Genomic DNA, 14,071 nt, shown 5'->3' with positions numbered 1-14,071 from the left:
CTCCTTTGCCGCAAGGCCCTCACTCTGTCAAAGGCCCGGCAATCGCGCCTGCGCTCGGAGCCCGCCGAGCGGGCTGTCGTCGAGCGCGAGCGCGCCGCCATAGTCGGCGGTGAGATGCGCGACGATGGAAAGGCCGAGTCCCGTCCCCGGCCGAGTCTCGTCGAGCCTTTGGCCGCGCCGCGTCGCCTGCGCGCGAAATTCCGCCGCGAGACCTGGACCATCATCGTCAATGTTGAAAACGAGCCGGCTGCGCCCGGCCTCCGCATTCTCCAGCGCCACGGACAGCCGCACCTCGCTCGCCGCCCATTTGCCCGCATTGTCGAGCAGATTGCCGACGATCTCCTCGAGGTCCTGCCGCTCGCCCAGAAAACGCAGCTCCGCCGCGGCCTCGCCCGAGAATGCGACTCCGCGCTCGCCGTAGATTTTGCCGAAAGTGCGCAGCAGCGCCGCCACCACGGGCGCGACCTCCGTCGTCGCGCCTATGGCGCCGGCGCGCGCAGCCGCCCGCGCGCGCTCGAGATAGAAGGAGATCTGATCGCGCATCAGCGTCGCCTGCTCGCCCACCTTGGCGGCGAGCGGCGAGGGCGCGGCGTCCGCCTCATTGACGATGACGCTGAGCGGCGTCTTCAGAGCATGGGCGAGATTGCCGACCTGCGTGCGCGAGCGCTCCACAATGTCGCGATTGGCGGAGATCATCAGATTGAGCTCCTCGGCGAGCGGCGCAACCTCGGTCGGATAGGCGCTCTCTATGCGCCCGCGCTCGCCGCGGCGAATGAGCGATAATTCCCGCTGCAGCAGCTTCAAAGGCCGCAGGCCGACGCTCACCTGCACCGCGGTGGCGAGCGCCAGCGCAATGGCGAGCAGCGAGAAGGCGACGATGAGCGACCAGCGAAAACGCGCGATCTGATTCTCGGTCTCCTCCGTCGTCGCCGCCACTTGCACGAGATAGACGCCGACATCGCCGACATCGATGACGCGCTCGACGATGCGCAGCCAGCGCCCGTCCGGCCCCAGCGCGACGCCGCGCCTGACGCCCCCGGTCTCCGCCGGCACATGCAGATCGGAGAGCTTCGGCAATTTCGCGGCGAACAGCGAGCGCGAGGCCTTTATCTCATGCGCCTCATCGTCGAGACGGGTGATCTGCCAATACCAGCCGGAGCGCGCCAGCTCGAATTGCGGATCGCCGAGCTGCCCCGGCCCGCTGCGCCCATCCTCGCCCGATTCGGAAACATCGGCGACGATGGCGCGCAGATAGACGCCGAGCCGCTGCTCGAACACCTCTTCCGCCGTGCGGCGATAATATTCGGTGAGGGCGAGGCCGGCGATCATCAGCACGACGGAGCTGAGCGCCGCGGCGGCGAAGAACAGCCGCGCCGCGATCGATCGCCCCGGAAAGCCCGATCGCCGCATCGCGTCGTCAGCGCTTCGCCGGCTCGGGCGGCGCCGCAATATAGCCGAGCCCGCGCACCGTCTGAATGAGATCGACGCCGAGCTTCTTGCGCAGCCGACCGACAAAAACCTCGATCGTGTTGGAGTCGCGGTCGAAGTCCTGATCGTAGAGATGCTCGACGATCTCGCTGCGCGACACGACGCGCCCGGAATGATGCATCAGATAGGCGAGCAGCCGATATTCATGGGAGGTGAGCTTCACCGCCGCGCCATCGACGACGACGCGCCCCGCCTTGGTGTCGAGCCGCACCGGGCCGCAGACGATCTCGCTGGTCGCATGGCCGGCGGCCCGGCGCAGCAGCGCGCGCAGCCGCGCGAGCAGTTCCTCCATATGGAAAGGCTTGGCCACATAATCATCGGCGCCGGCGTCGAAGCCCTGCACCTTGTCGCTCCAGCGATCGCGCGCGGTGAGGATCAAGACCGGCATTATCCGACCGGCGGCGCGCCACTCCTCGAGCACGGTCACGCCATCCTTTTTCGGCAGGCCGATGTCGAGCACGACAGCGTCATAGGGCTCGGTGTCGCCGAGAAAATGCCCCTCCTCGCCATCGAAGGCGCGATCGACCGCATAGCCCGCCTGCTCCAGCGCGGCGACGAGCTGCCGGTTCAAATCCTTGTCATCCTCCACGACCAGCAGCCGCAAGCCCCGCCTCCGTCACCCAGACGAATCGTCTTTTTAGTGGTCTTTATGGCCAGCATGGGGCTGGCCGGTCGCCGCGTCGAGATAAATCCGCACCACCCGCCCGTCACGGCGCAGCAGGCTGATCTCATAGACGAGCTCCTCATGCTCCCGGCAGAGCCGAGCATTGATCGGCTCGGCATGGGCGGCGACGCTCGCGGCCTGCATCAGGGCGAAAGGATCGCCGAGCCGCCGATCCGAGATGAGCTGGCGGGTCTCGCCGATCGGCAGGCATTGCAGCGCCGGCCGATCCGCGGCCATCGCAGATGCGGCCTGCGGCGCGGCGACGATGAGAGCCAGCAATTTCGACACGATTCGACGCATTCGTTTTTCCCCGCAAAATCTATGCGATGCGTCTGCTGAACGGCAAGTGAACGCCGAGGGAACGGCCAGCGCGCCCCGGATTTGCCGCCGGGGCGGCGCCGAATTCGGCTCCGGCGCCGCCCTCCCGTCAGTCCGCCGCCTTTTCCGGCGCGACGATCGCGATCAGCCCGCCGAGCGCCGCCGCCGTCGCCAGCACGCCGTCGCCCAGCGCGCCGGGCGCGACGGCATGCACGACCGCGGCCACCACGCCGGTCCCGGCCCAGGTCGAAGGCTCCACGACTCGCGAGCGGACCCAAGCGTAAGCGGAAGAAAGCGAAAGACCCATAGTCGTCATCCTTTCGTTTCGCCGGGAGACCGCCCGGCGCGGATATCGATGCGCGGCGATCACGGATAGAGGGCGAAGGGCAGCTGATAATGCGGGCCGTCCTTCAACGTACGCCAATCGCCGCCCCATTCGATCGTCACATGCTCCGCCTGCGCCGCCGCCTTCATCGCGCGTGCGATCGGATAGATCTGCGGCCACGACCATTGCGGACGTCCATCGATGAGCGGAACGAGATCGACCGCATGCCCGACGAGCCCATGCTGCGGATCCTGCGTCGGCACATGCCTGCAGCGGAAGGGATTCTTCAGCGCCGATGCGCCGCGCGCGATGAGCGTGCGCTCGCGCGCGATGGTCCGCACGCCTTCGAACACCACGAATCTCTGCTCGCAGCGCGCCGCCGCGCCGCGCACCACGCGCACGAGATCGGGATGCACGCCGACGAGCTTCGCCTCGCAGGCTTTGTCCAGCACAAAGCCGGCGCGCGGCGCGGAGCGCGCCGGCGCTTTCTTATCGATCATATCGATGTCCTTTCGCTCGAGAAAATGCGCGCGGCGCCGCGTCAGCCCGGCCAGTCCGCATCTATGTCGATCGCCTCGAGCGCTGCGCTGTCCTGCGCGGCGACGATGGCGGCGACGAGCTGCGCCTCGCGATCGAAGCAGCTCTGCACATGCGCACGCACGCCCTGCGCGACGGCGATCAAGGTCGCATGATCCAACATGACGAATGCGCCATTCGCCAGCTTCCAATTCACCGCATAATTATTGTCGAGCACGCTGGCCACGACAGCCGCGGTGAGCTTGGCCTGCGTCTTCTCATCGGTCGGCAGGCTCATGCCATTCACCGAGGTTCCCGCCGTCTCGGCCCGCCACCGACGCGCAGCGAGCGCGGCGAGCCGCTTGCTCTTCGCCTCCGCGAGAGTTGGAATCGGAAGAGGCGTCGGCGCATTTCCGGCGCCGAGCCAATCACGATAGGCGAGGCTGTCGGCGGTCTGCGCATCGGTCGGAACGAGCGCGCCATCCGCGTCTCGCCGCACCATCTCCTGCAACAGCTCGCCCGCGAAATCGCAAATGATCGAATAGGCCATGTCGCAACTCTCCGTCTCAAATTTCTGCCGACGCCGTGAATGCGCGATCATAGGCTTCGACCGACCCCGCCGCATTGGACGCGATGAAATATCTGATGGCCGCCTTGCCCATCGAATTGACGCCGTCGACCATGACATTGGTTTGCGAGCCGCCGGACAGCGCCGACAAGGTCGGCGCTCCGAACATCGTCACCGGCAGCGTCATGACCGAGCCGCCGAATTGCGTGCCCGCGCTCGCGGTGAAGAGATGCGAGACCAGCAAGGATTGAAAATAGCGCTGGCATATCGACAGCTCCACGCCCGGCGGCCGCCTCTCGAAGCTCGTCGCATAGACGCCGGGCTCCAATTGCGGCCGCAGGATGGTACCGCTCGCGAACTCGACATTGGTCTGCGCATTCGCCGTCAGCCCAGAGACGACAAGAGGCGCGCTTCGCGACGCGGCAGCATAAGCGCCGGAGCCCGAATAGCCCGTCCCCTGCCATACGCGCGCCTGCGCGGTCCCGTCATGCGCCAACGTATGGGCGCCGCCCTCCATCAGCTGCGCCTCGATCGCCAGGATCAAGGAACCGGCCGAAACGGAGAGAGTCGTATCGAGTCCGCTCGTCGCGAATGTGTAGGTCGCGCCGGAGGAGCCTGCCTTTACGCCATCATGGCCATATTGCCCGGCCGCGAGCGACACCTCTCCCGAAATGGCGCGCTGATTGATCGCAAAAGTCGCATTGCGCAAGCGATTGCGAAACGCCGCCGAAGCGCCGTCCCCCACGCCGCTCGGAAAAGCGACGCGCCCCGTCGAACGATCGACGATCAGCGCCTCGCGCCATGTCGCGCCATCGGCCGACACCTTCACATGGAAATCATCGTCGCCGAGGAGTCCCGTCTCGGCGCGTCCCGACCAATTGGATTGATAGAGCTGCGACGCCGTGTTGCTCCCAGCCTCCTTCTCGAGCGTCACGCGAAAATCGCCGATCCCGCCCTCGGCGACAGTCCGCGCGGCGAACAGCGCCGCGCTCGCCTTCACCGAAAACGCATTGGCGGCGTCCGCCGATGTCCCTATGCCGAGCAGCGACAGATTCTCGAGCTCTCGCAACGCGAGACCCGCGTCGATCCACGCGGAGCCGCTGTAGAGCATCATGAGCTGCTCGGTCTCCACATAGGCGAGCCAACCCGCCTTCGGCGCGAGAAACGCCCAAGCGCCGCTCAGATGCACGGCGATCTTCTGCTCCTTGCCGGCGAAGGCGCCGGCCGCCGAGGCGATGACGAGATAGCGATCGCCGTCGTTGGGAGTAACAGGCGGCGAAGCCCGTCGGTCGATCACGGAAAGCTGCGTCAGCGCGTCCAGCAGCTGCAGCGCCTCATTATGCGTCACGTGCTTTTGCGCCTGCGCCGCATCGATGCAGGGCAGAGCCAAATGAATCGTATCGGTCATGGAAGCTCACTCGATGGGCAGCGTCGCGGCGAGCGGAAAGCCGCGTCCCGCGCGCGCGCTGATTTGAAATATCTGCACGGCCAAGCTCGTCTGCGGCGCCCCGAAATCGACGAGCTCGTCGCTCGTCGAATAGAGCGCCGACGCGCGCGTCACGCTCAGCACGCGCGCGCCGCCGCCAGGAAGCGCGATGACGACGTCATAGGCCTCGCTCTCCTCGCCGAGCGGTATATCGACCGGCTCCCAGGAATCGGCGTCGATCCGCCCGCGCCGAATGAAGGAGACGACGACCCCATCCGCTGTCCGCCGCGCATGCGCATGTGTCGGCGAATAGGGAAGCAGCGATTTGCGCGTCGCTGCGACCTCCAGCTCGACATAGGTCGGATCGTCATAATCACGATCCGCCGGACCGATGCGATAGACGCGCGCCGAATCGATGTCCGCGACATCGACAGCGAGCGGAACGATCGCGTCATCGAGCAGCACGACCGTCGCGCCCGCCGCCACGCTGCGAGACGCCAGCGCATCCTCTCCGCCAATCCCACGCAGCAGCCGAGACAAACGATATGTCCTCGTCGCGATGAGTTCCGCGCGCGTGAAAACGAAGATCTCCCAGGCGCCGTCGTCGCCGCGGATCGCCATTGAAGAGCGCAGCGCAAAAGCGCTTCCGTCATCCACAGAAGCCAGCGCGCCCGAAGCGAGCTTCACGGTCACGCTGGCGCCGCGATCGAAACGTCCGAGCGGCCCAGGAGCGAGCGCATCCAACGTCTCGCCCATGGTCGCGCGCTTCTCGATCAGCCCGACCGACTCGAACGATCCGCCGAGCTTCCGGCGGACAGCCAACGCCCCCGGCCAAGGATCGGCGAAAGCGGCGACATGCGACAATGCGGTCTCGCCATCCTTCGCGATCGCGAGGTCGAGGACGACCACGCGCGGCGGGCCGATCACGCCCGGAGAGGCCAAGGCCCGCCAGGAGACGGAGCGCGCGCAAACGTCATAGACGCTCACATCGACCGCGCGCGCCTCTATCTCACGCGCCGCGCCATCGGTGATCTGCGTGATCTGCCATTGGCGCCCCGGCGCGCGCGCCAATGAGACGACATCGCCGGCCTCCAAGGTCGCGAGCCCCGGCCGCACAGAAAATCGCGCCGTCTCGCGTCCTGCCCAAATATCCTGCAGCCACACATCGACCAAACGCTGCGCATTGGAGCGAGCGATCATCACCGCCGTTTCCGCTTCGTTGCGCCGCGAGGAATAGCCCTCGAGCCGACGCGACAGCACACGGCCCGTGCGATAATCGAATTCGGAATCGCCGAAGGACAGAGCGATCTCATGCGGAAGCTCGCTCTCCTGCGCGCGCCGCAGCTCGATGAGCGTCCCGTCCTTGCTCGGAACGAGATCGTCGTCGCCGATCTCGAGCGCGCTCTCGGCTCCACGCGAGACGAAGCGCAACGCGCCGCCGGACACAACTGCGTCGAAACCGAACAGAGACGCGAGAGGATCGATCGCCGCGCGCGGCGACATTGCGCTGTCGAGCACATAGCCGTCGACGAAGCCCTCGATCGCCGGCCGCGCGACGACGAGATCCTTCGTCGCGACCGTCGAAGCCAGCGTCGCGACGAGCCGATCGAGCGGCGCGCCCTCGAGCCGCCCATTGAGCCAATGCCCGGTCTCCCAATTTGCCGAGTCGGCCCACACATCCGAACAGCCGGGAAAGGCCGGAAACGGCCGGGCATCCCAGCACCAAACGTGAATGCGCGCTACATCGACCATGCGCCCGCCATAGGCCGACGAGACTGGGTTACGCGTGTCGCCGCCCGCGACCATCGGATCGAAATAGCCGAGCATGGCCTCGAGAAAGCGCGCCTGCATCAGATCATCGCGTCCGCCGCGCGAGAAATAGGGAAGGCCGCCCTCCGAGGAATGCGCGTCGGCGAACACATTGGGCGCATTGGCGCCCCGATCGACCGCCGGACATCCCGTTTCGATGATCCAGATCGGCTTGCTCTGCGGCGTCCATGCCGTCGACGCGCCGAGCTCCATGCCATCGACGCGCTCATAATGCGCATTCGACCACCAGCCGAGAAGGTCCTTCACGCGGTAGACCCAGGGCTTGCCGAGCGAATCCTCGATCGACGCGCGCGTCTGCGTGAGCCGATCCGCATCGCTCGCATAGAACCAATCGAATCCTTCGCCAGAGCCGACGCGCGACGTCAGGTAATCGAGGTCATAGACATTCGCCGCGCTCTGCGCATCGAGATGATCTACGCCGTCGCGCCAGTCCGAAAGCGGCCAATACACGTCGATCCCGATGAAATCGATCGACGACGCTCCCCACAGGGCGTCGAGCGGAAAGCGTAGCTCGCCCCCTGTTGGAACATGCGCGCCATATTCCGTCCAATCGGCGGAGTAGCCAATCTTGGTTCCACTGCGAAGGACACCCTTCACATCATCCGCGAGAGTGACGAGCGCCGCGACAGCCGGATAGACGCCAGGCGCCGAACGAATGCGCGTGAGCGCCACAAGCTCCGAGCCGATGAGAAAAGCGTCGACGCCGCCTGCTTCCTCGCACAATCCCGCATAATGCAAGATGAAGGCGCGATATTGCGCGAAGAACGCCGCGACTTGCGTCGACGCCGCGCTGGTTCCGTCCACCGTGTCCACACGCCCGGGCGCAGGATCGCAAGTGATGCGCCCGCGCCAGGGAAAGGCCGGCTGACCGATCTCCCCATTGCGCGGATCGGGCAGCGCATTGTCCGGCGGCACATCCATCATCACAAATGGGTAGAACACGACAGAAAGACCGCGCGCCCGCAGGTCCGCAATGGCCGCACGAACGGATGCGTCGCTCGGCGTCCCGCCGAAAGCCGCCCTTCCATTGATCTGCGAGACCAGCCGCGCTGTTGCGCGCGTCAGCCCGGCGACCGACCAATCCGCGGGCCAGAAAGGACCATAGACGTAGTCGAACTCGCCGATCGTCTTGAATGTCGCATCGACGCGCGGCGCGATCGAGCAATGACCCGCGCGCAGATCGTCGCCGAACCACGCCACGACCAGCGCCACGCTCTCGAGATTGGGACAGAGCGCCTGCAATGCGTCGATCGACGCCGTCCAATCGCTGGCAGCCGTCAGCTGGTGACGATTCTCCGCGTTGGTTTCGCCCGGCGAAAAGAAGTTCAACTGGAGCGAGGGCTGATAGCCCGCCTCCGTCGCGCCGGGAATAATATCGACGGCCCGAATCTTCGCGCCCAGCCCCGCCACCGGCCGCGTCACCTCGAAGGTGAATTGCGGAATGCGATTGCCGAAAGGCGCGAGCGCCAATTGCTCGAACACGATATAGGCCAGCCCGCGATAGGCCGGCGCATTCTCCGCCCCCTCCTTGGCGACGATCAGCGCATCGGGAAGCTGCTCCTCATCGCCCTTGTAGATGCGGATCGGAAGGCTCGTCATATCGAGCTCATTGCCGTCCGCGAATATGCGTCGCACAAAAGCGATCGGCCCCTCGCAGAGACCGATCGCAAAATTCGCGTAATAGGAATAGGAGACGCTCACCGTCTGCGACGTTCCGCCGCCGCCCTTGCCGCGATTGCTCGAGCCGCTGTCCAACGACAGATTCGTCTGCACGAGAAAGCGCGTCGCCCAGATCATCTGGCCGCCGATGCGGGCGCGTCCATAGACGCGCGCAATCGCCGCTCCCTCCGTGGAGGAAACGCCGTCCATCGCCTTCAGCCGCGGCCCGACCTCATAGCGCGTCCCCGCGCGCGGCTGCAGCGCCGCATCGACGAGGGCGCCGCCCACGGCGCCGAGGACATTGCCGAGGACCGAGCCGATCGGCGCGATCGCTGCGCCCGCGGTCTGCAACAAGAGAGTCGCCATCTCGTCCTCGAAGCTTCAATCGATCACGCTGGGAAAGGCGAATGCGCCGACCAATTTCTTGCGCCATGAGCCGATCGGCGCCTCGGCCACACAGGCGCCGCCATGCGCATGCGCCATATGTGTCGCGCTGGTCGCTATGCCGATATGCTTGGCCGGCGAGTGATCGCGGAAGCGAAACAAAAGCACGTCGCCCGCACGAAACACATCGATTTCGACCGTGTTGAAATGCCGACGCGCGGCGAGCGCCAAAGTCTCCTCGCCCTGCGCCTCGGCCCAATCCGGCGAATAGGGCGGCGCCGTCTCCGGCTCCGGTCCCACGACCGCGCGCCACACGCCGCGCACGAGACCGAGACAATCGCAGCCGACATGGATGAGCGACGCCTGATGTCGATAGGGCGTGCCGATCCACCGCCGCGCCTCCTCGACGATCGACGCGCGCGCGATTCCGCTCATCGAAAAAAGCTCCCGCCGTCCATCGTCGGCGTTAGCGAGCTCGGATAGGAAATGACGAGATCATTGCCCGGCATATGCGGAAAGCCCCTGAAATTGACGATATTGCAGAATTTCGATCGGCAGCTCGCCACGCTCTTGTCGCAGCCCGCGACGAGCGTGAAGCCATCGCCCGAAGCGATCCCGCCCGCGAGCCGCGACCACAGCGCCAGTCTCACATTCCCGCTGGCGTTTCGATGCGATTTCACGGCGACGCGCGCGCCTGCATCGGCGCCGCTGGTGACCCTCAAGGAGCCCCCGGTAAAAAAATCATCGTCGAAATCCTCGGCGAGCGCCGCGACGATCGCATCCTGCCTCACTTCGAGCACAAGGCCCGTCGTGTGAAAGGAGGAGGCGGAGAGATCGACCTTGCAACGCGCATCGCCGAGATCGGCGGAGCAGCCCCGCTGATAGCTGTCGCCGCGCGTCTCATCGAAAAAATGCGCGAGCGAGCGCAATTCCGCGCGAAACGCGAACTCGCTGCGCGTCACCTCCCCGATCGTCATGGCGTCGATGAGCAGACGATTATCCGCATTGCGCCAATCGACGAGCCATATCTCGACCCCAGCGCCGTCATAGCGCCCATTGACGAGATCGCTCTCGCCGAGTCCGTCCGACTGCAATGCGCCGATCACTTCGCCGCTACCGACCGCCAGCCCGACGCTTCCTTCGATCTGCGTGGCGGAAAGCCCCGTGGCGGCGCGATAGGTCACGCCGCCAAACACGAGATCACGATCATGATCGGTGAATCCCAACACCGCGCCATCCTTGCGAGAGAGACGCCAGCAATTGCACAGGGTGGAGGCGGAAGCGTCGAGAGAGTCCTGCACGGTCGACGAAACCGAACGCATTGACCTTCCTCCTTATCAAGGGACAATCTCGATGATCGGAATCTTCGGGATGGCGCCGGCCTCGAAGGAAGAGACGTCGATCTCGAGATAATCCGTGTCGAAGCGCGCCGGCACATCGAAGAGAAACCCCGCCGTGATCACGGCGCCGATCGCCGGAACAGCCAAAGGCGCGAAGGTGACGATTCCGCTGGTCGCATCGACATCGAAGTCCACGCCGCGTGTCTTCTCGAGACCGGCGACAGCAATGCGCACGCTCTCCGCCACCGGCTTCGTTATCGTTCGCGCATAAGGCGCGAAGCTCGCGCCATAGGTCTTTTGCAGCTGAAATTGCGCACGCGCGCCATCGCCTGCGCCGACGCTCTGGTCGAGCGGCGTAGTCGCCACCGTACGCGCAGACGAGCAATCCGCACGATCGCGCCAGCGAAAGCCGAACAGCCGCCCACGCCGCTCCTCGAAAAACTCAATGACCGCCGCGAGCTGCGCCAGGGATTTGACGCCATAGCCCGCCTCATAGCGACGACGCGACTGCGCCCACCGCGCGTTGCGCGCCTCGCGATTGGAGCCCAGCGTGACAATATCCGTCCGCCGCTCCGGGCCGCCCCGTCCATTCAGCGACACATCGAGCGGGAAGCGCGTCTCGTGAAAATCGACCATAGCGCCCTCCTCAAAGATTACGCCGGCCGCGAGCCACCGCCCGCGCCAACGCCGCAGTGATCTGACCTTCCGAACGTCGAAAACTGTCGACGTCCTGCGCGGCAATATTGACGGTCACCGCCACAGAATCGCCAGCGCCCTGCATCGCGACGCCGAGCCGACCATCCGGGCCGCGCGCGAGCGGCATGATCGCCTCGGCGCCGCGCTCGCCCATCAGCCCCACAGCGCCATTGGCGCCGAAGAATGTGGGACTGGCGACGACGCCGCCATCGGCGAAGGGCGCCACCGAAACGCCGCTGCCGCCCAATGCGCCCGAGATCAGCGCGCTCAACCCGCTGCTGGCGCCTTGTGTCAACGCCTGCGCGCCGGCATTGACGCCGAGCTTGGCGAGCGACCGCGCGATGGACCCGAGAGTCGAATCGAAGCTCTTTCCGTTCACCACTGCGCTCGCCAAGCCGCTCGACAATGTCTTCGTCGCCGACGCGCCGATCGAATTTATCTCCTCCAGAAGCGTCTTGGTCGTCTTCAGATCGAGCGCTTGAAATGGCCCGTCGAAAGGCGATTGCGCCATGCTGTCGCTCATTGTCGCGTCGCTCATTTTTGCTCTCCGTCTGGAAACGTCCGCATCAGCTCCACCAGAGCGTCCCGCGAGGGCGCTATCGTTGCGCGGCCGTAGAAGCCTTCCGCGGCGCACGCCAGTTCGAGCGGCGTCATCGACCAGAAGTCATGTGGCGAAAGCCGCAGCACGCCGAGGCCGAAGGCCATCGCCCGCCCCCACGGGAAGGGCTGCGGTCTCACCCGCTCGCGCTCCGCTGCGACGGAGGGTTTGCGCTTTCGCCTCCGCCGAAGGTCGTAGAAAGAAGATCGGCGGCGATCTTCACGTAATCGCCGAGCCCTCCGGCCACGGTCATGCGCGCGACCTCATCGTCGTTCTTTTCATACCCGCCGCCGCGCAATCCACATCCGATAATGCGGATGAGATCGCGCGCCGATAGGCGCCGTCCTTCGAAGCGCTCGGCGAGCGCGACGAGATCGCCCACGCCATGCGCGCTCTCGAGCTCGGCCAGCGCGCCGAGCGTGAGACAGAGCCGATAGCTCTCGCCGTCGAGCGTCGCCTCGATTTCTCCCCGCTTATGATTGGCCATCACGATCGCCTCACGCCGGCGTGAACGAAACCGCGCTCGCCGATTCGAGCGCTATGTCGAATGTCATCTCAGCATTGTGCTCGCCCCGATAATCGAGGCTGGTGATTTGGAACACGCCGGCGATTACCCCGAACGACGGAACCATGATTCGCCAGTCACGCAGCAAGCCGTCGAAGAAGAGCTGACGAATGAGCGCATCCGACGCCTGATCCTTGAATATTCCGGATCCCGCGAGGCTCGCGCGCTTCACGCCGGCGCCGTCGAGAAGTTCGCGCCAACGACCCGCAGATTCGGCGTCGGTGACGTCGATGGTCTCCGTGTTGAGCGACAGACGCCGCGTGCGCAAGCCCGCGACCGAAACGAAGCTTCCGCTCCCATCGTCGAGCTTCAACAGCAAGTCTTTTCCTTTTTGTGCGGACATGTGAAGGCTCCCGAATTTTTTTCGTCATTGCGCTTCCGTCGTCGCGCGAAAGCGCAGATCGACGCGCGCGAAGCGGCCATTCTGCTCGCGTCGCGTCTCACTCCCCTGGTGGCGCAGATCGATGAGGACATGCCCCTCGAGAGCGAGCAACGCCTCATCGAGAAGCGCGACGATTCTCTCGCCGAGAGTCAACGCTTCGGCGGTCCCACGTTCGATCGATACGACCGTGATCGTGAGGAGCTGCTCGGCGCCGCGGCTGTCCGAAGTGGACCAGTCGCGCAGCTTCGTCTCGGACAGCAGCACGTAGGGGGCTGCGGCGCCGCGCGGCGCCTCGTCATAGATTTTCGCGCCGCCGAGCGCAGCGACGAGGACGGAATCCGCCGCGAGACGCGCGCGTATCGCTTTGCGCAGAGCAATGATCGGCGAAATGGTCATTTGCGACGCCTCATGCGATCTCCTCACAATGGCAGAGCAGAAAGCGGCGCCGACCGTCCGGGTCATAGGCGGAGGTGACGCGCAGTCGCCGCGCGCCATCGACGAGGCGCATCTCGCTCGTCACATCGCCGCGCCACCGCGCTTGCGCGATCCATTGGATCGCGAGCTCCTGCCGTTGCTCGACGAAGCGCGCTTCCGCGGACAGCGGGATCAGCTTCACCCAAATATTGGCGAGCGTGACATAGCTTCGCGTCATCCCGCCGCTGTCATCCGGCGCGTCCACGGGCGCCTCGAGGCTCATGCGCGAGCGCAGCTCGCCGATCTTCGGCGCGCTCATGTCAAACGCTCGCGTCGAAAGGGCTTCGCCAAAGCTGCGGCGATCGTTGGCAATGGCGCCCCCGCGTCGCCCACATCGCCACGATTTTCGTGCCAATGCGCGACCAGCGCGAGGATGGCGCGACGCAATGGCTCCGGTGTGTCGATGGCGCTGTCGCCATATCCGGTCACGAGGTCGATCTCTATTCCGTCGCATGCGCGGCCCGGCTCGGGCGGCGACGAGACAAAAGCGATACGTCCGGCGTCGCGCGTGGGAGCCGCGCGGTAGGTCGCGCTCGCGAGCGTCTGAGCGACATCGGCGGCGTCATAGACCCGGATCGCCGAAAGGCTACGAAACGGGGAGAAAGGAATAGCGAGCGTTCCGCGTCGCAAGGTCTGCGCGGGCCAGGCGTCGAGCCGCATGCGCCAGCTCTGCGTGACGAAGAGGCGGCGCGTGTAGGACTCGAGGGTCAGGCGCGCCGAGACGATCAAAGCCGCCAACAACGGATCCTCATCGGTGGAATCGAGCCGCAGCCAGGCCTTCGCCTCGTCGAGCGAAACCGGCTCCAGCGCCGGCGCTGTCAGAAGATTTGGAATCATT

At 65.6% G+C, this 14,071-nt stretch carries 18 protein-coding genes; all 18 read right to left on the bottom strand.

Annotated features, from left to right (window positions below):
* Positions 1 to 27: 27 nt before the first annotated feature.
* The gene (locus GYH34_RS06805; RefSeq protein WP_161912908.1) at positions 28 to 1,410 is read right to left on the bottom strand and encodes a sensor histidine kinase; all 1,383 of its coding nucleotides are present in this window, start codon (positions 1,408 to 1,410) and stop codon (positions 28 to 30) included.
* A gap of 7 nt (positions 1,411 to 1,417) precedes the next feature.
* On the bottom strand, positions 1,418 to 2,092 hold the full coding sequence (locus GYH34_RS06800; RefSeq protein ID WP_161912907.1) for a response regulator transcription factor: 675 nt from the start codon (positions 2,090 to 2,092) through the stop codon (positions 1,418 to 1,420).
* 33 nt (positions 2,093 to 2,125) lie between these two features.
* Complete coding sequence (locus GYH34_RS06795; RefSeq protein WP_161912906.1) at positions 2,126 to 2,452, bottom strand: PepSY domain-containing protein; 327 nt, start codon at positions 2,450 to 2,452, stop codon at positions 2,126 to 2,128.
* 127 nt (positions 2,453 to 2,579) lie between these two features.
* Positions 2,580 to 2,777 carry a hypothetical protein gene (locus GYH34_RS06790; protein WP_161912905.1) on the bottom strand — a complete coding sequence of 66 codons (198 nt, stop codon included), beginning with the start codon at positions 2,775 to 2,777 and terminating at the stop codon, positions 2,580 to 2,582.
* Positions 2,778 to 2,836: 59 nt separating this feature from the next.
* On the bottom strand, positions 2,837 to 3,295 hold the full coding sequence (locus GYH34_RS06785; protein WP_161912904.1) for a M15 family metallopeptidase: 459 nt from the start codon (positions 3,293 to 3,295) through the stop codon (positions 2,837 to 2,839).
* 41 nt (positions 3,296 to 3,336) lie between these two features.
* Positions 3,337 to 3,861: a DUF4376 domain-containing protein gene (locus GYH34_RS06780; protein WP_161912903.1), complete on the bottom strand. Its 525-nt coding sequence runs from the start codon at positions 3,859 to 3,861 to the stop codon at positions 3,337 to 3,339.
* A 16-nt stretch (positions 3,862 to 3,877) separates the two neighbouring features.
* Entirely contained in the window at positions 3,878 to 5,287 is a 1,410-nt protein-coding gene (locus GYH34_RS06775) for a DUF2793 domain-containing protein (protein WP_161912902.1), read from the bottom strand.
* A gap of 6 nt (positions 5,288 to 5,293) precedes the next feature.
* Complete coding sequence (locus GYH34_RS06770; protein WP_161912901.1) at positions 5,294 to 9,160, bottom strand: glycoside hydrolase/phage tail family protein; 3,867 nt, start codon at positions 9,158 to 9,160, stop codon at positions 5,294 to 5,296.
* A 15-nt stretch (positions 9,161 to 9,175) separates the two neighbouring features.
* Positions 9,176 to 9,613 (bottom strand): NlpC/P60 family protein, encoded by a 438-nt coding sequence (locus tag GYH34_RS06765; RefSeq protein WP_161912900.1) that lies wholly within the window; start codon positions 9,611 to 9,613, stop codon positions 9,176 to 9,178.
* Positions 9,610 to 10,500 (bottom strand): DUF2163 domain-containing protein, encoded by an 891-nt coding sequence (locus GYH34_RS06760; protein WP_161912899.1) that lies wholly within the window; start codon positions 10,498 to 10,500, stop codon positions 9,610 to 9,612. The genes GYH34_RS06765 and GYH34_RS06760 overlap by 4 nt, the downstream gene beginning before the upstream one ends.
* Before the next feature lie 15 nt (positions 10,501 to 10,515).
* The gene (locus GYH34_RS06755) at positions 10,516 to 11,154 is read right to left on the bottom strand and encodes a DUF2460 domain-containing protein (RefSeq protein ID WP_161912898.1); all 639 of its coding nucleotides are present in this window, start codon (positions 11,152 to 11,154) and stop codon (positions 10,516 to 10,518) included.
* Between the two features lie 10 nt (positions 11,155 to 11,164).
* Entirely contained in the window at positions 11,165 to 11,752 is a 588-nt protein-coding gene (locus GYH34_RS06750) for a phage tail tape measure protein (RefSeq protein ID WP_161912897.1), read from the bottom strand.
* Positions 11,749 to 11,952 (bottom strand): rcc01693 family protein, encoded by a 204-nt coding sequence (locus GYH34_RS06745; RefSeq protein WP_256367041.1) that lies wholly within the window; start codon positions 11,950 to 11,952, stop codon positions 11,749 to 11,751. The genes GYH34_RS06750 and GYH34_RS06745 overlap by 4 nt, the downstream gene beginning before the upstream one ends.
* Entirely contained in the window at positions 11,949 to 12,299 is a 351-nt protein-coding gene (locus GYH34_RS06740; protein ID WP_161912896.1) for a gene transfer agent family protein, read from the bottom strand. Before GYH34_RS06740 ends, GYH34_RS06745 begins: the two co-directional genes overlap by 4 nt.
* Before the next feature lie 10 nt (positions 12,300 to 12,309).
* The gene (locus GYH34_RS06735) at positions 12,310 to 12,720 is read right to left on the bottom strand and encodes a phage major tail protein, TP901-1 family (protein WP_161912895.1); all 411 of its coding nucleotides are present in this window, start codon (positions 12,718 to 12,720) and stop codon (positions 12,310 to 12,312) included.
* A 24-nt stretch (positions 12,721 to 12,744) separates the two neighbouring features.
* Complete coding sequence (locus GYH34_RS06730) at positions 12,745 to 13,155, bottom strand: DUF3168 domain-containing protein (RefSeq protein ID WP_161912894.1); 411 nt, start codon at positions 13,153 to 13,155, stop codon at positions 12,745 to 12,747.
* Between the two features lie 10 nt (positions 13,156 to 13,165).
* The gene (locus tag GYH34_RS06725; protein WP_161912893.1) at positions 13,166 to 13,492 is read right to left on the bottom strand and encodes a phage head closure protein; all 327 of its coding nucleotides are present in this window, start codon (positions 13,490 to 13,492) and stop codon (positions 13,166 to 13,168) included.
* Positions 13,489 to 14,070 (bottom strand): head-tail connector protein, encoded by a 582-nt coding sequence (locus tag GYH34_RS06720; protein ID WP_161912892.1) that lies wholly within the window; start codon positions 14,068 to 14,070, stop codon positions 13,489 to 13,491. Before GYH34_RS06720 ends, GYH34_RS06725 begins: the two co-directional genes overlap by 4 nt.
* Between the last annotated feature and the right edge of the window lies 1 nt (position 14,071).

Origin of the sequence: Methylosinus sp. C49, from assembly GCF_009936375.1 — a bacterium.
GTDB lineage: Bacteria > Pseudomonadota > Alphaproteobacteria > Rhizobiales > Beijerinckiaceae > Methylosinus.
Note: the sequence above shows the minus strand (reverse complement) of the source record. Positions and strands in the feature narration are given on the sequence as shown.

Bases quoted from the DNA above. Each gene is read 5' to 3' on its own strand.
- GYH34_RS06805 (WP_161912908.1), bottom strand. From the start codon at position 1,410: ATGCGGCGATCGGGCTTTCCGGGGCGATCGATCGCGGCGCGGCTGTTC.
- GYH34_RS06795 (WP_161912906.1), bottom strand. From the start codon at position 2,452: ATGCGTCGAATCGTGTCGAAATTGCTGGCTCTCATCGTCGCCGCGCCG.
- GYH34_RS06790 (WP_161912905.1), bottom strand. From the start codon at position 2,777: ATGGGTCTTTCGCTTTCTTCCGCTTACGCTTGGGTCCGCTCGCGAGTC.
- GYH34_RS06785 (WP_161912904.1), bottom strand. From the start codon at position 3,295: ATGATCGATAAGAAAGCGCCGGCGCGCTCCGCGCCGCGCGCCGGCTTT.
- GYH34_RS06780 (WP_161912903.1), bottom strand. From the start codon at position 3,861: ATGGCCTATTCGATCATTTGCGATTTCGCGGGCGAGCTGTTGCAGGAG.
- GYH34_RS06775 (WP_161912902.1), bottom strand. From the start codon at position 5,287: ATGACCGATACGATTCATTTGGCTCTGCCCTGCATCGATGCGGCGCAG.
- GYH34_RS06770 (WP_161912901.1), bottom strand. From the start codon at position 9,160: ATGGCGACTCTCTTGTTGCAGACCGCGGGCGCAGCGATCGCGCCGATC.
- GYH34_RS06765 (WP_161912900.1), bottom strand. From the start codon at position 9,613: ATGAGCGGAATCGCGCGCGCGTCGATCGTCGAGGAGGCGCGGCGGTGG.
- GYH34_RS06760 (WP_161912899.1), bottom strand. From the start codon at position 10,500: ATGCGTTCGGTTTCGTCGACCGTGCAGGACTCTCTCGACGCTTCCGCC.
- GYH34_RS06755 (WP_161912898.1), bottom strand. From the start codon at position 11,154: ATGGTCGATTTTCACGAGACGCGCTTCCCGCTCGATGTGTCGCTGAAT.
- GYH34_RS06750 (WP_161912897.1), bottom strand. From the start codon at position 11,752: ATGAGCGACGCGACAATGAGCGACAGCATGGCGCAATCGCCTTTCGAC.
- GYH34_RS06740 (WP_161912896.1), bottom strand. From the start codon at position 12,299: ATGGCCAATCATAAGCGGGGAGAAATCGAGGCGACGCTCGACGGCGAG.
- GYH34_RS06735 (WP_161912895.1), bottom strand. From the start codon at position 12,720: ATGTCCGCACAAAAAGGAAAAGACTTGCTGTTGAAGCTCGACGATGGG.
- GYH34_RS06730 (WP_161912894.1), bottom strand. From the start codon at position 13,155: ATGACCATTTCGCCGATCATTGCTCTGCGCAAAGCGATACGCGCGCGT.
- GYH34_RS06725 (WP_161912893.1), bottom strand. From the start codon at position 13,492: ATGAGCGCGCCGAAGATCGGCGAGCTGCGCTCGCGCATGAGCCTCGAG.
- GYH34_RS06720 (WP_161912892.1), bottom strand. From the start codon at position 14,070: ATGATTCCAAATCTTCTGACAGCGCCGGCGCTGGAGCCGGTTTCGCTC.